The sequence below is a fragment of the Natrinema versiforme genome (assembly GCF_005576615.1).
Classification (GTDB): domain Archaea; phylum Halobacteriota; class Halobacteria; order Halobacteriales; family Natrialbaceae; genus Natrinema; species Natrinema versiforme_A.
In genome coordinates, this window is the sequence record NZ_CP040330.1 from 3,319,248 (window position 1) to 3,338,157 (window position 18,910).

At 48.9% G+C, this 18,910-nt stretch carries 19 protein-coding genes and 1 pseudogene; 8 read left to right on the forward strand and 12 right to left on the reverse strand.

Annotated features, from left to right (window positions below):
- Nucleotides 1-9 precede the first annotated feature (9 nt).
- The 3 genes from FEJ81_RS16480 to FEJ81_RS16485 are packed head-to-tail and all read right to left on the reverse strand — an operon-like array spanning nucleotide 10 to nucleotide 853.
- Complete coding sequence (locus tag FEJ81_RS16480; RefSeq protein WP_138246311.1) at nucleotides 10-399, reverse strand: PIN domain-containing protein; 390 nt, start codon at nucleotides 397-399, stop codon at nucleotides 10-12.
- Entirely contained in the window at nucleotides 396-548 is a 153-nt protein-coding gene (locus FEJ81_RS23335) for a hypothetical protein (RefSeq protein ID WP_175416451.1), read from the reverse strand. The genes FEJ81_RS16480 and FEJ81_RS23335 overlap by 4 nt, the downstream gene beginning before the upstream one ends.
- Nucleotides 549-598: 50 nt before the next feature.
- Nucleotides 599-853, reverse strand: coding sequence for a DUF7692 domain-containing protein (locus tag FEJ81_RS16485; RefSeq protein WP_138246312.1), 255 nt, complete (start codon nucleotides 851-853; stop codon nucleotides 599-601).
- 277 nt (nucleotides 854-1,130) lie between these two features.
- Between FEJ81_RS16485 and FEJ81_RS23340 the strand changes: the two genes are divergently transcribed.
- Entirely contained in the window at nucleotides 1,131-1,511 is a 381-nt protein-coding gene (locus FEJ81_RS23340; RefSeq protein ID WP_175416452.1) for a hypothetical protein, read from the forward strand.
- A 591-nt stretch (nucleotides 1,512-2,102) separates the two neighbouring features.
- The gene (locus FEJ81_RS16500; protein WP_138246315.1) at nucleotides 2,103-2,507 is read left to right on the forward strand and encodes a hypothetical protein; all 405 of its coding nucleotides are present in this window, start codon (nucleotides 2,103-2,105) and stop codon (nucleotides 2,505-2,507) included.
- A 275-nt stretch (nucleotides 2,508-2,782) separates the two neighbouring features.
- Here the strand turns inward: FEJ81_RS16500 and FEJ81_RS16505 are convergent.
- Both FEJ81_RS16505 and FEJ81_RS16510 read right to left on the reverse strand, forming a co-directional pair.
- Nucleotides 2,783-3,547: pseudogene (locus FEJ81_RS16505) on the reverse strand (DUF7845 domain-containing protein); the annotation flags it as partial.
- Nucleotides 3,548-3,843: 296 nt separating this feature from the next.
- Nucleotides 3,844-4,365, reverse strand: a complete 522-nt coding sequence (locus FEJ81_RS16510) for a hypothetical protein (protein WP_138246317.1) — start codon at nucleotides 4,363-4,365, stop codon at nucleotides 3,844-3,846.
- Nucleotides 4,366-4,594: 229 nt separating this feature from the next.
- On the opposite strand from FEJ81_RS16510, the gene FEJ81_RS16515 reads away from it, so the two are divergent.
- Complete coding sequence (locus FEJ81_RS16515) at nucleotides 4,595-4,798, forward strand: Mn2+/Fe2+ transporter (RefSeq protein ID WP_138246318.1); 204 nt, start codon at nucleotides 4,595-4,597, stop codon at nucleotides 4,796-4,798.
- Between the two features lie 154 nt (nucleotides 4,799-4,952).
- On the opposite strand, the gene FEJ81_RS23820 is transcribed toward FEJ81_RS16515, so the two are convergent.
- Nucleotides 4,953-5,192, reverse strand: coding sequence for a DUF7563 family protein (locus tag FEJ81_RS23820; RefSeq protein ID WP_138246319.1), 240 nt, complete (start codon nucleotides 5,190-5,192; stop codon nucleotides 4,953-4,955).
- 242 nt (nucleotides 5,193-5,434) lie between these two features.
- Here FEJ81_RS23820 and FEJ81_RS16525 point away from each other — a divergent pair, with 242 nt between their 5' ends.
- Both FEJ81_RS16525 and FEJ81_RS16530 read left to right on the forward strand, forming a co-directional pair.
- Nucleotides 5,435-6,454 (forward strand): tyrosine-type recombinase/integrase, encoded by a 1,020-nt coding sequence (locus tag FEJ81_RS16525; RefSeq protein ID WP_138246320.1) that lies wholly within the window; start codon nucleotides 5,435-5,437, stop codon nucleotides 6,452-6,454.
- Nucleotides 6,455-6,493: 39 nt separating this feature from the next.
- Nucleotides 6,494-6,820 carry a hypothetical protein gene (locus FEJ81_RS16530; protein ID WP_138246321.1) on the forward strand — a complete coding sequence of 109 codons (327 nt, stop codon included), beginning with the start codon at nucleotides 6,494-6,496 and terminating at the stop codon, nucleotides 6,818-6,820.
- A 12-nt stretch (nucleotides 6,821-6,832) separates the two neighbouring features.
- Here the strand turns inward: FEJ81_RS16530 and FEJ81_RS16535 are convergent, their stop codons facing one another.
- Nucleotides 6,833-7,108: a PadR family transcriptional regulator gene (locus FEJ81_RS16535; protein ID WP_138246322.1), complete on the reverse strand. Its 276-nt coding sequence runs from the start codon at nucleotides 7,106-7,108 to the stop codon at nucleotides 6,833-6,835.
- A 451-nt stretch (nucleotides 7,109-7,559) separates the two neighbouring features.
- Here FEJ81_RS16535 and FEJ81_RS16540 point away from each other — a divergent pair, with 451 nt between their 5' ends.
- Nucleotides 7,560-8,237, forward strand: a complete 678-nt coding sequence (locus tag FEJ81_RS16540) for a hypothetical protein (RefSeq protein WP_138246323.1) — start codon at nucleotides 7,560-7,562, stop codon at nucleotides 8,235-8,237.
- Nucleotides 8,238-8,879: 642 nt separating this feature from the next.
- Here FEJ81_RS16540 and FEJ81_RS16545 read toward each other — a convergent pair.
- Genes FEJ81_RS16545 through FEJ81_RS23350 form a run of 4 tightly spaced genes read right to left on the reverse strand, consistent with a single transcriptional unit; the run spans nucleotide 8,880 to nucleotide 13,594 of the window.
- Nucleotides 8,880-10,631, reverse strand: coding sequence for a hypothetical protein (locus FEJ81_RS16545; RefSeq protein ID WP_138246324.1), 1,752 nt, complete (start codon nucleotides 10,629-10,631; stop codon nucleotides 8,880-8,882).
- Nucleotides 10,628-12,454 (reverse strand): 3'-5' exonuclease, encoded by a 1,827-nt coding sequence (locus FEJ81_RS16550; RefSeq protein WP_175416453.1) that lies wholly within the window; start codon nucleotides 12,452-12,454, stop codon nucleotides 10,628-10,630. The genes FEJ81_RS16545 and FEJ81_RS16550 overlap by 4 nt, the downstream gene beginning before the upstream one ends.
- Nucleotides 12,444-13,394 (reverse strand): hypothetical protein, encoded by a 951-nt coding sequence (locus FEJ81_RS16555; protein WP_138246326.1) that lies wholly within the window; start codon nucleotides 13,392-13,394, stop codon nucleotides 12,444-12,446. The genes FEJ81_RS16550 and FEJ81_RS16555 overlap by 11 nt, the downstream gene beginning before the upstream one ends.
- Nucleotides 13,395-13,423: 29 nt before the next feature.
- A complete protein-coding gene (locus FEJ81_RS23350) occupies nucleotides 13,424-13,594 on the reverse strand; it encodes a hypothetical protein (protein ID WP_175416454.1) in 171 nt (56 codons plus the stop codon).
- 779 nt (nucleotides 13,595-14,373) lie between these two features.
- Between FEJ81_RS23350 and FEJ81_RS16560 the strand changes: the two genes are divergently transcribed.
- Nucleotides 14,374-15,171, forward strand: a complete 798-nt coding sequence (locus tag FEJ81_RS16560) for an MvaI/BcnI family restriction endonuclease (protein ID WP_138246327.1) — start codon at nucleotides 14,374-14,376, stop codon at nucleotides 15,169-15,171.
- The gene (locus FEJ81_RS16565) at nucleotides 15,168-16,286 is read left to right on the forward strand and encodes a hypothetical protein (RefSeq protein WP_138246328.1); all 1,119 of its coding nucleotides are present in this window, start codon (nucleotides 15,168-15,170) and stop codon (nucleotides 16,284-16,286) included. The genes FEJ81_RS16560 and FEJ81_RS16565 overlap by 4 nt, the downstream gene beginning before the upstream one ends.
- Nucleotides 16,287-16,288: 2 nt before the next feature.
- Here FEJ81_RS16565 and FEJ81_RS16570 read toward each other — a convergent pair whose 3' ends face one another.
- Nucleotides 16,289-17,641 (reverse strand): DNA methyltransferase, encoded by a 1,353-nt coding sequence (locus tag FEJ81_RS16570; RefSeq protein ID WP_138246329.1) that lies wholly within the window; start codon nucleotides 17,639-17,641, stop codon nucleotides 16,289-16,291.
- Nucleotides 17,642-18,910 lie beyond the last annotated feature (1,269 nt).

Below are 18,910 nucleotides of genomic sequence, written 5' to 3' on the forward strand. Positions count from 1 at the left end.
CGGTCCCGACTATATGAGATCGTGAGGACGCTTCGCGCCGTGCTCACGTAACTCAGCGTCGAACGAAACGAGCGTCGCATCGATCGCGTCGGCTGCTGCAAGTATGAGTGCGTCCATCGGATATAGGAGCGTCTCGTTCTGCAATTGATTGGCTGCGACCATATCTGAGGCATCAGGGAACGTAACAGTTGCCCGAGAACTTATGCGCTGTTCGATCTGTTCGACGCGATCACGCTCGAACGCCTTCTTCTTCGTGAGGACGGTTCGAAGTTCCATGAGGTTCAGTATAGAGGTATACGTCTCATCGAACTCATTGAGTGCCTGAACAGCAGTTTCGGACCGATCAGTGTCCTTAGTGACCGCGGCAACGATAACGTTCGTATCGAGAAAGAGCTTCATATCCGTTCACGAACATCGCGGACCTCTTCGACAGCGTCAACCTCAACGTCAACAGCTAGCTCGTCGAGCGCATCACCCAGTGGCACCGTCTCTTCGTCCTCCGGGTCGCCAGCCATAAATTCGGCGAAGTCGTCGGTAGTGAGGCTCATGGTCTACGGTTACGGTCCCCTCTGCAAAAGCCTGCTGGTGAGCGGTATTCTCACTCTGTCTTGGTGATGACCTCGGTGTCAATCTCGAAGTCCACTGCTCGAGTCGACAAGGTCTCGGCGATCTCCCGGCGCTGCTCGAGGGAGAGGTCGTCGCGCTCGAGGACTTGGCGGGATGCTTGGACGAACTTCGGAACGTCATCGCAGGCACTCACCACGGCTTTCGTCTTGTTGCAGTCGTAGAAGTCGGCTGCACGTTCGATCGCGTCTCGTCGGTATGCGTAGTCGCCGTCGGTTCTGATTCGCATGCTCGTACACACGACTCCCGAAATCCTCGTTTTTTCGGCTCACTGAACGGCCCATTTCGGCCCAAAATCGGCGGAACGTGTCGGCCGTCCAGAGAATAACGGCGGCTCAAACAACAGATCGGCCCACGATATGCACACGACGAGTCGCAACTCGTGTGCATATTCGGGAAACCGATTCTGTCGACGTGCAACCCCACGGGGGAAGGAATTAGAGTTAGTTGGAGTGTGGTTTTGACCAACAATTTATCAAACAGAGGTGCTTCATGATGCGTTATAGATGCGTAGATCGAAAGTGAAAATTGATTCGTTACATTATAGCAAAGAAACATTCTGCGATCTAATTCGGATCCTCACATCCGATTCTGAAACATCTCAATTGCGTATCAAGGCATATGATGAAAATGGTGTAAGAGAGTTTGAGGATATGAATTCATTATTTGGAAATTCATTCTCACCTAAGGACATAATGAAATTTGACATCACTATCAGGACAGACTTTGGAACTGGAACTATATCTGGAAATGGTAGAACCGATCAGCACGTTCTATCCTTAAGCGGGGATGATGACTGGATAAGCGGCAGAAAAGATGCCGTGAAGTCCTTTTCTCGCCGTAATGAGTATTCAAAAATCCGTTCGTTTTTCGACATTCGTGTCTGAATATCTGTCATTTTAGTAGACATAGGATCTTTGATAAGTACACAGATGAAATTCTTACTGCCATTTTTCGGCGTCCCTATCTATCATACCTAGTATAGGTATGACGCGACATTTCTTTTACTCGGTCTTGTGGCAATCACTATATCAGCAACTATTGATTACGTATCCCCATTCGTCATGATACGAACAGATGGCGAAGGAGAATATAGCAGCACAAGAAAAGTCTGGAAACCGATCCTCATATTATCCACTATCGTTGGGCTAGTTACTGGCCTCATTCAATTATTCAAATATATCTAATAAACCGCTGATCTACTGGGCTTTCCTTAGATCGAAATAGAACCATTCCTCCGAGAGCACAATCGGCTCAATTTCTGACCCCGCCTAAGCGTTTCCACTAATTCTACTTAGCATGGTCCCACCTGTACCTACCACTGCTAAAACCCCTCTGTACTATCCGGTATCGGCCAATTCATCTTTTCGCGAGCGCGGCGCGCAGAGCGCGTGCCGCGCAATTTCCCTGCCCCCTTAGGGGCAGTTTCTGTGTACCACAGGTAAAACTCTTATATTCATTCATCACCTGGAGCAAACATGTCGATTCACGGTTCGTACGTATCGAACGATTCTAAAACAATTCGTGTGTCTCGTGACGAATATGGATCCATGATTCGGATTTTTTTACTTGAAGAGTGGTATGACCGCTTGAAACCGCTCTATGACTACGCCGACAAGATTGTAGCTGGAATAAGTGTGGAACGTATTCCTAACCAGGTCAGCGACTGCTTCGATTGGCTCTCATCTTTCTTTATCGAGTTCGGTGCCTTCGGCTGGGTTTTTACATTCAGCATTCTGGCCTGGATATTTGAACTCGCAAAAAACCAGATCAGCCTTGGAAAGTTCACATATGATGCCGTTGGAAGGCTGGGTTCGGCTCGTTTGGGGAGTGTTCCGCTAGGAGGAGGAACGAGAGTTTTCGAACTCCCTGTAGAGGGGTGAATCCCAACCCTTGTTTCGTGTGCTTCGACTGGAGTCTACTGTGCAGAGGAGGGGCGGGGCGGTGTAATTTTTTTGGCTCAGTCCCCTTGGGGACACCCGCCAAGGGGGCTTTCGCGCGAAGCGCGAAACGACCCCGCATGCGGTGCGGCTCGATCGCCGTGCCGACCCCGCCCTCGAGGCGCTGGCTACAACCAGAGTTGTCCAAGCAGGGCGATTATCCAACCGAACTTGTAGAAAACAGCGATACCGAGAGTGTTGCCACTATGCAGGCCGCTTCAGCGATCGGCGATCGCACCGACGAATCCGGACTCCGTTCCGCCGCCAGGAGTCTTCCAGGTCAACTCGATCCCGCGGAGTGCCGTCGGATCGTTCCCCGATTTCGACCACTTCTCGAGAGCCCCGCTGGCGATCGTCGCGACGTTCTCGAAGCTATCCGATTTCAGTCGGGAGAGAATCGTATCGATCCGCATCTGTCGCGGCTCGCCGTTCTCGTCGAACTCGAGGTCGGCCCCGTTCTTCGCGAGCCATTCTTGGAAGGGCGACGACTCGGCGACGTGATCGGCCAAGCCCATGATGTGCTGCATCCGATCGGCGTAACTCTCAATCGCGTACTCGGCCGACTCGACGAGCGCCCGGAGTTCCTCGCGGTACTTCCGAGCCCGGAACGATACGTCGCCCTGATCTAGCTCGAGGACTTCACCGAGATCTTCGATCGCTCGGTAGATCGTCGCCGGATGCTTTCCCAGCTGGTCGGCGAGACCGTCGACAGTCGCACCGCCGTCAGTCGCAACCGTCTCGGTCACGTCCCGTTCGGTCTCGCCCATGTCTCGAAGCGTCGTCATCAACAGGTGATCGGACTTCGCCTCGAGGCGCGGTGTTGGATCTTCGTACAGTTCGACGGGACTGTCGCGAGCGACGGCGTCGAAGTGATCGTCCGCAATGTAGACACCGCTGCCGTCGGGCCCGAGCGGGATGTCTTCCCAGTGGAGCGCGTTCAACAGCGTCTCCTCGATTTGCTCGGTCACATCGTGACGATCGGCCAGTTCCGAGATTACCGTCTGTGGTCCCGGCTGCTCAAGGGACTGGAGATACCGCCGCTCGTAATCGACGGAGTCCCACGCGATGCCGGCCGGGTTCGGCTCGCCGTTCTCGTCGGCGGCCTCCTCGACGGCCTTGTACGCGTTCAGGAGATCCTCCGGCGGCGCAACGGCCGGAATGTTCCGATCCGTGATTCGGTCTACGAACTCCCGCGGATAGCGAACAACGCCAAATACGTCGTCCTCATCACCCGGCTCAAAACTCGAGTTGAGTCCGCCGAAGTAGGTCGTTCGGACCGTCACCGCGAACCACCTACGGTTACCTCCGGATCGACGCCCGCGGGATCAATCACGTGCGACCACGCGAGTTTCGCGACCTCCTGTTCGGAACGCGAGCCGCCGACCTCGTACCACCGCCCGGCAAGCAACTCGTCGACAAGCGTTGCTGGTACGATCGCCCGGGCTACCTGTGGAAGTCCCGGCCGCGGGAGGTACACCACGAACAGGTACATCCCAGCCGACTCGAGCAGTCGCTCGTGAGCCGCTCGTTTAACGTAGAACCGGCCGCGCGTCGACCGACTGCCGTTGCTCGTTTCGATCTGGCAGCCTTTGATCTCGACTGGAACAGCCGGCTCAACGAGCACGATCCCGTAGAACGGCAGCGATTGACTCGCCTCGAGGACGGTCGTGGTCCGGGCGTCGTGCCACGTGGCGGTGTGATCGCTGACGAACTCGAGTTCGTCGACGACCTGGACGATCTCCGCCTCGAGGGCATCGCCGCTGGCTTTCGAACTCTCGAGTTCCGACGCTCGAGAACTCATAGCGGGCCCTCCCGCGCGTTCCGAACGGCTCGCGTACAGTCGGCACAGAGCCGGCGAAGTGCGCCGACGCGATCACCGCACCGCTCGCACCCGTTGGATTCAACGAGGCGGCTCATCGCGAACCACCGTCTGTTCGGTCAGTACCTGACTGAAGTGAATGGCGACTGACTTCGAGTACGGGCGTAGATTTTTCCCAACATTTACGGTATCTAATTAGAGAACGCTCACTATGTCCTCCGAGAAGGATTCCAAAATAAGGCAGACAACCTTTGAAATAATCGCTATTTTCATGACTATTGGAGTCGTTGGCGTCGTCCTGACGAACGAGGGAGGGACCTTCGTGACATGGTTCTGGATGGGGATCGGATTGGCCGCAACATATCTCCTTTATAGACTGGTCATTATTGCGGAACGGATTCTCGATACCACTTAATCGTTCAGTCTCGCTCGAGGACCGGCCACCGTTGGCCCGCACTTCCCGATCCCCGAGGGCGCGACGAACGTCCTCATCGGTTGCTTGGTGGGCCGGATGGGCGATGGACGCCCGACTCTTGACATCGTACAGCTGGCTCGCCGGAACGAACGCGCTACACATCGCCCTCACCTCCGTGCCGGCCGGGCGACGTTTCTGGATCGGGGAACGATACGTCGACGCTAGCAGCGGAGCCGCGGCTCAGCCGCGCGTACGTATCGCAGTCTCCACAACGATGGGGCCGATCGCCGTCGTCACCGAAGACGCGGCGGAACCGGTCGGTGACATGGGCTCCGCAGTGGTCGCAGGTCGAGTTGTCGACCGACGGCCACGGTGCGACCGTCACGCAGACCACCCCGTTTCGGCTACTAATTTCGCAAGAAGGCAGCGACCCGGAACCAGTGGCTGGTTCGGTTTAGCTTCAGAACGGGGTTGTTCGGAAACGGAAAAGTCGCGTTTCGCGTAGTTCAGGACCCGCTTAGCGGCCGAAGAAGATTCGGCCACACTTCGGGTTTGTAGTGGATGGGCCCTGACGGATTCGAACCATCTCCCGTCTGAAAATAATGGGCGTCCACTCTGTCATTGAATTGCACACCCATGTCCAGAGACAGATTGGAACCCATCAGTCCCGAAGAGGCACAGACGCTGTATCTTCAAGATAAGAAGCGGGAAGCTGCACCAAGCACCGTTCAATCACAGGAGTACCGACTCAACCACTTTGTACGCTGGTGCTCCCAAGAAGGCATCGAGAATCTAAACGAGCTCACTGGACGAGAGATACAGAGATACAGGAATTGGCGAAGAGAGGATGGTGACCTCAGTCCAGCTAGCGAGAAAACTCAGATGGACACGCTACGTGTCTTCATCAAATATCTCGAATCGATAGAAGGCGTTCCTCGAGACCTCCATCAGTCTGTACAGTCACCCACGCTATCGGATGAGGACAGGAGCAGGGACGTGTTCATTGACTCCGATACGGCGGAAGAGATACTGGACTACCTCAATCGATTCGACTATGCTCAACGTCACCATGTGACCTTCATGTTGATGTGGAGGTGCAGCCTTCGAATCAGCGCTGTACAGTCCCTCGATGTGAGTGACTACAACCGAGAGGACCAGTACCTCACCATTGAGCATCGGCCAGATGAAGGAACTCGTCTCAAGAAAGGGCAGAAGGGAGAACGGGTGGTGGGGTTAAAAGACGATACGTGCGAGGTTCTGGACGATTGGCTTGAACACCATCGGGCAGACATCACGGACGAGTACGGGCGTGAGCCCATGGTGACGACCACGCAAGGAAGGATGCACAAGACCACCCTCAGGAACGTCATCTATAACCTCACGCGCCCGTGCAAATACGACGGGTGCCCGCACGAGGACGTTGACCCTGACGAGTGTCGAGCAACGAGTTACGATTACGCGTACGAGTGCCCGTCGTCTGTGAGCCCGCACGCAATCAGGCGTAGTGCAATCACCCACTGGCTGAATCGTGACTGGCCTACTCGAGCAGTAGCTGACCGAGCTAACGTGAGTCCGAAGGTTCTCGAGCGTCACTATGATGCAAGGAATCAGGAAGAGAAAATGGAGCAACGGAGGGAATTCCTCGATAAGCTCTAAGCCACACAGTTTTTCTAACGTTTCTGTGTACAGCAGTATATGGTAGGTATCGATGTTGGGGATTGGGAGGAGGTTGAAGAAGTGACGGATGCTACACACCGCTTTCGAACAAAACCAGAAGATAGCATAGTTCTCTGGTACGATACTGAGGAAGAATCAGGTGAAGAAATAGAATTTAACCCGATTAATCTCTGGTATGCTGATGAGCATCTTGGAGGTTCTAATAGGGAGTACGATTTCACAGATTATGAGGAAGAAGTCATACTCCCAATATATTTTAAGATTCTAACTATTGCTGATGAAGAAGGTGATAGAATCTATCATGTAAATAGGGAGGCTAAGGAATTCTCTGTCCGCTACCCTTGAAAGCTGGTACTATTAGAAGTCCACGTACTGCTCCTCCCACTCACGACGGTCTTCGATTAGCTCCTCTCCCTCGTCGGTGATATCGTAGTAATTAGTTCGACGGTCCAACTGCCCTTTCTCTACTAGTTCTTTGTTGACGACCGTATCCAGATTTGGGTACAAGCGCCCGTGATTGATTTCATTGCTATAGTACTGCTCTACTTCTTCTTTGACATCCTGTCCTGATGGCTGCTCTTTGCCCGCGATGACGTACAGCAAGTCACGCTGGAAACCTGTGAGGTCGTCCATGCTAACCATTCTCTGCACGTAAGATAGTTGTTATAAACAGTATACGAACAGAGTATGTGGGTGCTATCTTTGTCTCTTTATATGCGCTCGAGGCAAGGGTGAGAGTGGTCAGAAACTAATCCTCGTGTTCTCTCAACGAGTCAATCTCCTGTTCAATCAATTGGTCAAACTCATCGTCGTCAAGACCTCGGTAGTCATCCGATACCTCAGTCAAGACTTGTTTCCATAGGGAAATTCGTTTGAGTGCTACCTCTCTTTCTGTCCGTCCACTACGCTGAGCCGACCGTTTGCACTCCCGTATTCTCTGCTCGAGGGCATTCATAGCTAGAAATTAAGAGATTGTAGAATGAAAAGACTCCGATATTGCTCATTAATAAACAAATCTGAACTCCTCTTGCCTCCAATCAATGACGGTTGGATTCAAGTAGTACTGTTATTAACTGGTCAACTAATGGAACAGTGGAAAACAACCGCAGTCATCCTCAGTGGGCTATGGGCTCTGATTGAGATTGCTTCTTTCTTCGCGTCAGGTATCCCGAGTGCAATCTTTTTCCTTCTATCTGTATACCAGGCTTTGGTCTCTACCTACCCAATTATACAGAGAATCATCATTTATACCTCTCTAATTTCCCTTGGATATCTAATAGGTAGAAGAAATACCACAGACGAACAATCGAATGAGGATGACGATATTGAAGAATATATGCCCGACAGTTTGCACGGATGTATATCTTATAACGGCGTTAGTTGGAGAGCCTCAACAGAACTTGTTGGGAATTCAAATACGAGAATCAACGTTTGGCCAACCCCATATTGTCCAAAATGCCAGACAGAACTCACAAAGGGAAGACTACCATCTGAGACGTTCGAAATTGCTAAACCAGCTTGGGAGTGTGAAAACTGTGGGTATACGTCAGAAAGAGGGGATGATACGAAAACCACTGTTGAAAGAATAGCAAAAAGAAACTTTGAGCGGATGACTACCTCAAAAGGGGAGAATCATTCTCTGAATACATTGGCCAAGAAATATGCTCAAACTCATGGGTCAAAACCTACGGGTTATGATATTTGGAAGCTATATGCTGAGGAAGTAGATGATGATGTAGTGGCAACTAATTGCTTCCCATGAGTGATGAGGGTTATATTAAATAATTGAACAATTGGTCCACGTCCACCAACGAATTCAGTATCTTCATCTAACTTCACCAAGAATCGCTGTGAGCTAGAGAACGTACTTTCCACTGGTTCACACTCATCATCAGTGCAACCGTCACCACGACCTCGTACGCGTCCTCTGAACAAAGGTGAGGTGCTACTTCATCTGCATCACTGTACCGAGACCACGCCGTCTGGAAGATATGGTCCAGTGCCTCGAGTATATCTGAGTGTTCCTCTTCCGCGAACGTATACGCGCCTGACGTGCGGGAGTACGTGACTAATTTGCTCTCACTGTGGTTAGTAACCCAGACCGAAAGCTGGTAGCCTTCACCGTCTTCTCGGGATACGAATTCGTCAATCGTCTCTACGTCTACGTGGTCCAGTTCATCTAAATTAGATTCTTCTACAGAGCTAGATTTCATACAACATTACTAGGTAAAGAAAATATAAAAAAGGACTACCCGATTCACAGAATGATGCGGACACAAGATTATAGCAGAAGCTACTCTCTGACTTTGAAATCATAGGAGTATGAAGATGTACTTGGAGGGAGTTCCCTCAATATATACTAGTTATTCCATTACTATAAATCCTTGGTAAAATATGAAATGCATTAGAAAGCTTGTGATGCAATTTCCTTCCCAGTGTTGGTTAGTTTCCCGTCTTCGTCTTGTGGGAGACCAAGTTTTTGACCAATCCCCAGTAGCGCTCGATAAGGTGGCTTACCAGTGAATAAATAGGAATCGCGGGCAGTAGAACAAAGGTCAGCGAATTCTTCATCAGTGAGGTCTGAAGCCCATGAGGTATCCAATGGAGTCTCAACATAGTCTGTTTGGAGAGCGACGAGTGCTAGTGTGGGGAGGTATCCATCCACTTCATCTGCCGTCCAAACGATACCATCTGCCTCAAAACTATCAAGGTCTTCAATAATAGGGCAAGCAGACTTCACCCTATCTACATCGACGTTATAGTACGCAGACTTGTCTTCGTAGAATTCCACAGCACTATTTCTCTCAATTGGTTGTCTTCCAGATTCGATTACATCATCGATAGTTTCCAACACATGATTGTACGTTTCTGTAGATAGCATCCCTTCCTCGTTCGGTTCTAAGCCTTCTTCACGAGCAACATGACGCATGGCCTTCACAGGTACGCGGTCCTCCTCAGCGATTAGTTCTTCACGTTTTGCATAGGTCCAGACCTTCCAGACTTCTTCATCTGTGAGTGGGCCTTTTGGATTTCCAACATCACGCTCACCAATCTCACAAAGTATGAAAGTTAAAGCATTATAGCCAACTTTCCGTTTGAAATCGTAGTAGACCTCTTCCGATTCCCGTCGGAAGTAGTTCTTCGAGTTACCTATATGACCCAGTGGATTTGCACCCCTATCACCAAGGTCTTCAGGAACTACATCGTCCATCGTTAGTTCATAGATAGCGGAGACCTCATCAGCTTCTACAGGCTCGTAATCAGAAATACTTCCAGCTTCCTTCTTGTCCGCTGCTATCTCTTCGTAAGCATCCCACTCTGAAGCCTCACGAGCGCTTTTGAGTATTTCACCGAATTCAGCTTTAGAATTCTCTGATAGAAAGCTATCAACATCCACTTTATCAACTCCTTTTTCTCGAGGTAGTTCAGCAATATACACCTCAATATCTTCAGTCCTCTCGTAGATATTGTAAGCAGATGTGAGAGCCCCTTCTACACCTGCGGACACACCATATAGACAAGTCTCTTGGACAGGCTCTGAATCAGGAACAAGATACACTTCAGATTTGTTTTGCTCTTCGAATATATCTACGAGTACATCATAGTGTTTGTCCTTGAACGTCGTCGTAACAGGGGTGAGAACAGGGAGCCCATGATGGTCCACAGCCATAGCATCAGCGATACCTTCAGGAATGACGACGAAGTTGGAGGTCTTATCTGTTGAATGGAGACCCCAGATTGGTTCGTCTACGTGCGCGTACTCCTTCGTGTGGGAGAGCTTAGCGTATTTTCCAGATAAGAAATCTTCTGAATGGCCATCGTAGCCTGCTGCACCACCTCCTTTATCACCTGTTGCTCGAGCTATGGCGTACACAGGTTTATTCTCCGAATCAAAGTATGGAAAAACGTATCTCCCATTCCACAGAGAGCTACCATCTTCTGTGAACGCTCCAGTACTGATAATCTCTTCATGGGAGTACCCCTGGTCGATGAGGTACTGGTAAGGTTCACAATCAGGGCTGGCCCATCCAAGTTGGAATTCATCTACCATCTCTTCAGGCCAGTCACGTTCCTCTGTGATGTACTCCTTCACTCGTTCCGTATCACACTCATGCCAGAATTCAATGAGGTCAGTGAGACACTGCTGGGTTCTCATTGGTGAACCACTCCCGACTGGGATGAACCATTAGCAGTTTGAATTGGAGGGAGATACGGAGAAGGTTCATACCCATCAAAGGCATTTCGTACGACTACGAGTGTATCACTTGCGCGTGTGGTAGCCACATACCACGTCCTACATTCATTCTTGTCTACTTCAGGCGATTTCTCTATCTGGTCTTGAATCCGCTTTGGAATCCCATCATAGAGGAACACATTGTCCCCCTGCATCCCTTTACTCGCATGAATTGTGAGTAATTTTACTCGGATACCATCTTCGTGGATTCGAGTCCAACTATGCTTGTCCGCAAGGTGTGCAAGTTTCTTCTTATCAACTGAGTTCAGAAGTAATCCAACAGGGTTCGCGTGTACTTCTGCAAAGAAACTCTCTTCGAAGAAATTATGGAGATTATCAAGTGGATATGATTCTATACCTTCAGCAACGTTGACGGCATCAAGTTTACTATCTGCTACATACTCTGCAGGGGTTGCGTCAAGCACAGCTAGAAGTTCATCACCATCAATCTCAGTATCATCACCAAGGTTGAGAGCGAAACCACTGTCCCAAGTATACTCTACATCTGATGGTATTTCTCGGATAGTGCAGAGCCCGTTATACAAATCTAGAAGTCCAGAGTCCTTCCAATCATTTACTGAGTCTGATTCAAATGGTATCCCCGCTCTCTCCAAATCTTTCGCTACTGCCTCTGCTTGGAGATTTGTTCTAACAAGGTAGAGTGCAGTTTCCTCATCATCAACATGTTCTTCATACAGTGAGGAAGGGCTATTCAGAGATGATGGGACACGCCATTCACTACGTCGATTATCGTATTCCATTCGAGAAGCATTGACAGATGTAATTGAGCCACCTCCTCTACAATTCTCTACTCGTGGTGGCTCAAAATGCTTCGATAGAATACTATGTGCGTACTCCAAGTGGTTTGCACGACATCGGTATGAGTCGGGGAGATGGATTTCTGGGAGGTTTACTTCTTCATAGAATTCAGGAGATGTGCCTTGATATTGATTGATAACTTGGTTCTTGTCACCTGCGATGATGAAGGTCGTATCCTCCATTTTCTCCATCCACATCTGGATAACATCATTCATCACTGGATACACATCGTGCATTTCATCGACAATCAGCAAGTCTACATTCTCTGGGACAAGTTCTCTCTGACTTACGATTAGCAATGATTCATCGAAATCATACAACTCGTCCCCCTCTTCGAGATTATTGAATTTGTGAATTGGAGGGTTCTGCTTGAACTGCTGCCACTCCTGCCAGAGCCGTCTAATATCGATATGACGGTCACAAGCATCTCGAACAGTATCGTACTTATATTGGGGAACCTGTTCAGGAGTGGCTTTGTTGGCTACCATCCACGTGAAAATGTTGAATAGAGCTTTACCGCCCGTTAGTTCCTGTTTCGTATCTCCGAAGTACTTGAGGCCGTGTTTTTGACAGAATAGTTTTTGAGCGTATCCAGTTGCCTTGTTACTGATATTCAGGTCCGTCTTCTTGCGAATTATCTTATCACAGTTTGCGTGTATCGTACCCATGTAGCTGGATTGCAAACTGAAATTCGGTGGGAGGAGTTCCCCATCCTCGAACGTATTGATAAGGTCTTGGGACAGAGACCGCCGATACGTCCCCAGCATCACATTGTGTATCGTGGAATCAGTCTCTTTGAGGAATTCCTCTGTACGACGTTTAATCTGCTCAGTCTTACCATGACCTGGTGGCCCATCGAGCTTGACTGACTCTGTTACGTCGTACTCATCACGGCCAACAACAGGGTATTTCTCTTCACTGCTCATCCTCCTCACCCGCCTCATAGCGAGACGTATCGAATTCCGTTTCATCAGGGTCAACGTGGTTGGCGTTAGCAAAATCAGACGGAAGCCGCCAATATCTCACATTGATACCATTAACGGTCTTATTCTCAGAAACCCCTCCATCACCTACCCAGCCTTTCTTTTTAAGTTCAGTTTGGAGAGCTTTGTTGTTTATACCGTAGTCTTCACAAACGGATGTGATGAGTTTAGATGGGATTTCATAAACATCATCTTCTTCATCGTAATAAACACGGCCTCGTTGGAAAGCCATCTCGAAATCAGTGTATGCCTCTGATTCAGACACCCTCCTCTGGATTTCTTCGATGACTTGAGTTCGGGTGCCTGTGTATTCCTCTTCGACTTCTCTTTCGGAAATGAATCCTTCAATCCAATTCCCCCACTCATCATTATCAGTAAGCTCTGGCTCGAGGGTCGAGACACCAAATTGCTTGTATATTTCTTTCTTCAGAGTGCTGAAACTATAGTGGTGTTCCTCCGTCTCTAAAATATTGTCACTACCCTTTACTTCCCAGATATAAGTTGTCTCAACGTTTGAATCTGTTGAGCGAGCAACAACCACCTTCTCAATGTTCTTCACCAACCAGTCATCAAGTTGCATCTTGACTTGGTTTCCAGCTGTATTTTTCCGAGCTTCTTTCTCGAATTCAGAGACAGTCGCCCCCATCTGCGTTTTATTCATCGGAGAAGCATCGATATCTGCTAAGACTGTCTGATAAACATCAGCCTCAGTTTCCGAAATCTCTCCTTCAATAAGCTCATCAGCTATTTCTTCAAGGATTGGGCGCAAGACCTTCAATCGGTCTATCGCGTCGATAGTATCGATGAAGTCATCATATACATCTATTTGTTCATCAATCGATTCTGCGTTTTCGAGTTTATCAAGTACATCTTCAATATCCATATTTTATCACTAGAGTTAATTATCCTAATTCACATTGTGTTCATGTTCTCGTCACGGTACATCTTTAGACCAAGTTCAGTTAGACGCGCTTCAGCATCTTTTGCAGTTGGTCTACAGCCAGTTTGTTCTTCGACTATATCACGGAATTTCTCAACACGATGGTGAGATTCCATATCTTGTCTAAGCATCTTATCAGACATTACAATATATACTATGTGCTGATGGGTTATAAGTTTACTCCCGTTACTATATGTAAACAATATATTCTAGCATTCAGATGAAGTTTCATCTGACTCCAACCCAAACACTTATACAGGAGTTTCCTAGGATTTCCTTATTATATACACGTCTACCCCCTCCCCCCAACTGATTCTATGGCACATGGTGGGGGGTGAGTAACGTGTTATATAATAGAGCGGGAGAACTTACTATCAATCAGTAGTAAAAACATTACTTGTCTTCTTTTGTAACCCTGCTCGAGGTCGGGGTCTTCGATGAATAATCCCTGTCCGAGCTGGTAGCATTGCATAATTTGTGGGTGGGTGAGAAGCATCGCTAAGACACGGATTATGGCTATCTATATCGAATCTGAAGAGGATAGGTGAAGGGAGTAAAATTACTCCTCTCGCAAAACCACGCTTAGAGCTATCACAGGATTATGCGTCTCACATCGGTTTTATCGGAGGTCGAAGATATTCACTGTCTGTATAGATAGTCATGTGCTGGTCCTCGAGTCCCACCTTGTACACCACACCATCTTTCCCGTGAACAACATCAAGCACCAGTCCATGCTCTCCGTGATAATCGTATAGCTGATGCAGCGTATCTGGTACGTCTATACGCACGCGGTCACCCATGCGATAGTGCATAGGCAGGCGTGGCCGCGTTATCGTATTTAAAGTCTCAGACGTGGGTTCATACTGTTAATTAATATCATCAACCATACATTAATTTGAACGTGATTGTTCTCTAGCCTCACATGCCAGAATTCGAGGATTTTGAGGGGTTTGTTGAAAGTCTCCGCGACATCTGCCGAGAGGGATATATTGAGACTCACCGAAATGCTGACACTGGTGTTGGGAAGACGCTTGAGGATAAGCTTGGAATCAAGGAGAATAACATTCCAGGTCCAGATGCCGTAGGCGTCGAACTGAAGGCTGTCCGTCGTGACTCTGGGAGCTTGACGACCTTGTTCACGAAGGAGCCTCCTCGTGGGAATGACTACCGACCTCTCTGGTCGCAAGAGATGATTCACGAACTGGGCTACATCGATGACAAAGGGCGGGAAGCTCTGAAGGTGACAATCGCACCTGATGAGCCGAACAACCGTGGGTTCTACCTTGATTATACGGAGGACACTATTGAAATCACTCACGAGGACGCGGGCACGTGTGCAATCTATCCCATCGATTGGCTTCAGGAGAAGTTCGAAAACAAATTCCCTCAACTGGTGATGGTCTTTGCGGATACGGAGAAGAGGGACGGTCGTGAGTACTTCCACTATAATCAGGCCTATCACCTCGACGGCTTCGACGGCGATGAGTTCCTCGAGCTAATGCGTGAGGGAGTTATCACTGTAGACCTTCGGATGCATCTCAAAGAATCGGGTGCAAACCGTAACAGAGGGACTGCATGGCGTATTATGGACGAGAGTAAGCTTGACCGTGCTTTTGCCGAGCGAACTCCACTGCTTACTGATGTAGATGTGGATGAGGTGGAAGCTACTGCTGAATCGAGTACGGAACCCAAGCAGGATACCCTTCTTGACTTCGAATGACGGAGCAGAAATACGAGATTCCTGAGAAGGATGAGATGCGCGATGATATTGGCCAGCGTAGCCTAAGGGGAGAGATGTATACTGATTTAGTATCCTTGTTGAAGGTTCTAAACCAGTACGAAGAGCCAATCCCTTTCGAGTACGCTCTTTATCGAGCATACCATGATTATGATTACTCCTTATCTCCTGATGCAGATGACTATTCAGCAGTAAAGGACAAGCACAAAACAAGATTGGACAAAGCTGGACGGTGGGATGAGGAGGTTGTTGGGGATGTTGTCGGTCGAATTCCGACTGCGGAAGTCTGGGTAGAATATGTCTCATCTGAACTAGGATACGAGACGGTCACCGAACAGAATCTCAATGAGGTTCAAAAGGCATGCGTTCGGATAGGTGATGAGCGAAAGGATGAGTACTACAAAGCGTGTGGAAGGGAATTTCAAGAGCGGATTCTTGAGGACGCAGATTCAATTCTAGATGATTCTGGAACGATAGGTGAATTCATTGATGAAGTTCTTGGTGACTTCGCAAGGTTAGCTGCTGAAGAATTCCCCTCACGAGTTAATGCAGGTAGTCAAGGAGGGAAGAGTAGTGCAGGAAGTGCAAATGAAGAACTCGCTCGAAGACTTCTTCTTGCAGCTGGGTTAACAGAAGGAGAATCAGAGGAAACTGTTCGTAATTTCACCACAGAGACCGAAGACGACTCTGACGTAATTGTATTCGGTAACGACGACCAGACCATGTATGTTGAGGTCAAATCAACCTCAATCCGCGAGCGTGTCCGTCGTGCCCTGATGGGGGAAGGAAATTACTGGAGTCTATTCGGGTTCTTTGGCAATGCAGAGAAAGTCAGGTCAGAAGTCCTCGAAGGTAATCTTCAAGGAGAACCTTGGTCTGAGCAATCTGCAGTCGCATATGTCCCACCTGAAGTCGTGAGCAAAGTAGAGGATATCGATGAGAAAGAAGATGATGGGAACGAGGTCTACAAGCTCGAGAATGAAGACGGTCTCCTCTATCTACGTGCCAACAACGTCTTCGCTCAAGATATGGTTCAGTTCACTCAGACAGGTGAGCTAACAGACATTGACCCAGGTCACGAAGACCAGTATATCTGATTCTAAGGCGCTCGGAGAATAACAATATTCTCGTTGGCCATCAAGTTCCCCTTCGTCCCTTCAACGTTCTCAGGTGCATTCTCCCATGGGAGCGTTTTGTTTGGAATCTCTCGAGGGAGGTTGTGTGTGAATTCGTACCCGAGGTGTTCACAGAGTTCTCGTGTAATAAGGTGCGTTGGGATATTGACGCGGCTCATCGTACGGTTAGCGACTACCCATGCAACAGGCTGGCCACTCTTCGTTATTTCCGCGACTTGCTCCATCACAGCGTAATAATCGCGGAAGAAGTTCATCGCATCGTCCGAACGACCATCCTTCTCACGGAGCGTATCGAGTGTCGCTTTGAGCGTCGGAGAGTACTCTTCCAACTCAGATAACGGCTCGAGGACCTGATTCTTGCCACCGAGACCGTTCTTATCAACGTCCTTCATCTCGTCATACCCGACCTTCCCAGTCAGAAGAGCAGGGTCCTGTGAGAACTGTCCATAGGCGACCGTTGTTCTGTGGTCTCCATATGGTGGCGAAGTGATGACGATATCAGCTTTCTCTTCGCCTACATCTTCGACAGCGGAACGAGAATCAGAGTAGTGAATCGTAGTGTCCAACGAGTGGTCTACTTTCTCGCTATAGCCCACCATCAAATCATAGTTCTTCTTCAGTTTCTTGGTAAAGGTATCCTCGACGTTAGGGTCGTGGTCCTCTCGGTCTTCTTCAGAGAGGCGGTATCGCTTGAATTCACCGTTCCGCTGGTAGCTGACTTTGCGCGTGGTGTGAGAAAGAACGAGTCGGAAGAACCGAGCGTATTCGATTCCGAATTCATCTTCAATATCATCGATACGGTCTCGGATGTGAGCAAGCTCGTGGAGCTGCGGTTCAGGGAACCATCCGTCCCGAACATCGGGCATCTCCAACCAGGAAACCTCACCTTCACTCTTAAATTCTTCACGGACCTCTCGAAGCTCGTCACTCAACCCTTCAAGGAGAGCGTCACGTGCATCGGATAGACCAGCCCGCTCAAGAGGGATTGCCTTAGCTTGAGAGAGCATCACAGCAAACGGATTGATATCATTGGCTTCCGCGTTCAATCCGTGCAAGCGTGCTTCTACGGACGTAGTACCGCTTCCAGAGAATGGGTCGTATACGAGGTCTCCTTCCTCAACTACGCCTTCATCCTTGTAGAAGGAAAGGAGGCGGTCTACAATTTGAGGGACCATCCGAGCAGGATAGTTGTGGAGACCATGGGTGTACTCCCGCGTATCCACACCTTTGAACGTCCAATCAATATCCTCTAAGCTCTCTATCTCGTCTGATTCAGAGATAGAACCGAGTGTCGCTTGCCGAGAATCCCGTGTCATATTTTACCTGATGTGGTTACCCACGCATGGTAGTTGTTTCGCTACGGAGCGTGGTAACTACATGTCCTTCATACTGCTCCCCACGCATGAACTTTGTGATATGAATTAATAGTGTGAAGCAGCGGTATTCATTAACAGACAATTCGACGGTCCAACTGACTGTGGTGGATATCCGATTAAACGATGCGGACGAAGCCATTCTATCTGAGCTGCAGGAGGAGCGCGCTACTGCTGCATATCTCGAGACACAAATTGACTGGTCTCGTGAGTATATTACTCAGCGACTCAGACGACTTGAAGAGCATAGTATCGTAGAAAACTTGGAAGACACTGGGCTCTATTCTCTAAAGGAAGAAATACAGTGAAAAGTGCTTTAATTCGTCAGTGATAATATCAGAGCATGGTAAGCAGGTCAGTCAAATTCGACCAGAATAGCTCTCTATGAGGTAGTGAATGGGAAGAAGATAGTAGCAACCTTGGCCCTGATGACTATAAATTTGTCAATGATTCTGAGGGAGTTGTAGTACGTGTTCTAGAAGAGGATTCACGGTGGATAGTGAATCTGAGCAAAGTTGATAATGAGGATTACTGGAAGGACCAATACCTCGCTGAAGAACATCCTCATTATCCTGGAGTCGCTGAAGCTATAGCTGAGGAATTTGCTGAGAACTGGAGCGAATACACAGAGTAGAGTTATAGTTCACTTCTTCTCAATACGGTATACGATAGCCAGTGAAAGGGGACTGGATACACATATATGTCGTTAGCACAGCCCCACACGGTCGCGTGCACGTCTCAAACGTTTCTCGAGAGTAATACTACGGAACTGTAGGAAGACGCCTCCTGTGACCAAAGAAGAGTAGTAATACGGTGTGGGATAATCATCAAGCTCGAGGAATCGGAGTTGTACGAGGGATTTCGAAATGACAGTGGTCACACTCGAGCGTGCTATAATCGTGGGTCTCAATCTCGTTCCAAGAATCGCAGTTAGTACACTTCCACTTCTGCACGTCAGCGTATGTGCTCGCATGAGAGGACGTGTAATCGTGGAGCATCCAATCTATCGCGTGTCGTAAGCAGAGCCACCCAATACCTTCCAACTCGATAGTTAGGACACCACCATCACAGACTTCACAGTCATCCATCTGAATCACCAGCCACTTCGACTACCCTAATTAATTCTCGTCGGGTTTCTGGCTCCATGTCCATCCAAGCTTGGTACGACAGTCCGAGTACGGCCAGTACGACGATAATGGGGACGCCATCATT

Coding starts and splice junctions, on each gene's coding strand:
- FEJ81_RS16565 (WP_138246328.1), top strand. CDS start 15,168: ATGACGGAGCAGAAATACGAGATTCCTGAGAAGGATGAGATGCGCGAT.
- FEJ81_RS16480 (WP_138246311.1), bottom strand. CDS start 399: ATGAAGCTCTTTCTCGATACGAACGTTATCGTTGCCGCGGTCACTAAG.
- FEJ81_RS16485 (WP_138246312.1), bottom strand. CDS start 853: ATGCGAATCAGAACCGACGGCGACTACGCATACCGACGAGACGCGATC.
- FEJ81_RS16525 (WP_138246320.1), top strand. CDS start 5,435: ATGTCCAGAGACAGATTGGAACCCATCAGTCCCGAAGAGGCACAGACG.
- FEJ81_RS23335 (WP_175416451.1), bottom strand. CDS start 548: ATGAGCCTCACTACCGACGACTTCGCCGAATTTATGGCTGGCGACCCG.
- FEJ81_RS23350 (WP_175416454.1), bottom strand. CDS start 13,594: ATGTCTGATAAGATGCTTAGACAAGATATGGAATCTCACCATCGTGTT.
- FEJ81_RS16510 (WP_138246317.1), bottom strand. CDS start 4,365: ATGAGTTCTCGAGCGTCGGAACTCGAGAGTTCGAAAGCCAGCGGCGAT.
- FEJ81_RS16570 (WP_138246329.1), bottom strand. CDS start 17,641: ATGACACGGGATTCTCGGCAAGCGACACTCGGTTCTATCTCTGAATCA.
- FEJ81_RS23340 (WP_175416452.1), top strand. CDS start 1,131: ATGCGTAGATCGAAAGTGAAAATTGATTCGTTACATTATAGCAAAGAA.
- FEJ81_RS16550 (WP_175416453.1), bottom strand. CDS start 12,454: ATGAGCAGTGAAGAGAAATACCCTGTTGTTGGCCGTGATGAGTACGAC.
- FEJ81_RS16555 (WP_138246326.1), bottom strand. CDS start 13,394: ATGGATATTGAAGATGTACTTGATAAACTCGAAAACGCAGAATCGATT.
- FEJ81_RS16500 (WP_138246315.1), top strand. CDS start 2,103: ATGTCGATTCACGGTTCGTACGTATCGAACGATTCTAAAACAATTCGT.
- FEJ81_RS16530 (WP_138246321.1), top strand. CDS start 6,494: ATGGTAGGTATCGATGTTGGGGATTGGGAGGAGGTTGAAGAAGTGACG.
- FEJ81_RS16515 (WP_138246318.1), top strand. CDS start 4,595: ATGTCCTCCGAGAAGGATTCCAAAATAAGGCAGACAACCTTTGAAATA.
- FEJ81_RS16560 (WP_138246327.1), top strand. CDS start 14,374: ATGCCAGAATTCGAGGATTTTGAGGGGTTTGTTGAAAGTCTCCGCGAC.
- FEJ81_RS16545 (WP_138246324.1), bottom strand. CDS start 10,631: ATGAGAACCCAGCAGTGTCTCACTGACCTCATTGAATTCTGGCATGAG.
- FEJ81_RS16535 (WP_138246322.1), bottom strand. CDS start 7,108: ATGGACGACCTCACAGGTTTCCAGCGTGACTTGCTGTACGTCATCGCG.
- FEJ81_RS16540 (WP_138246323.1), top strand. CDS start 7,560: ATGGAACAGTGGAAAACAACCGCAGTCATCCTCAGTGGGCTATGGGCT.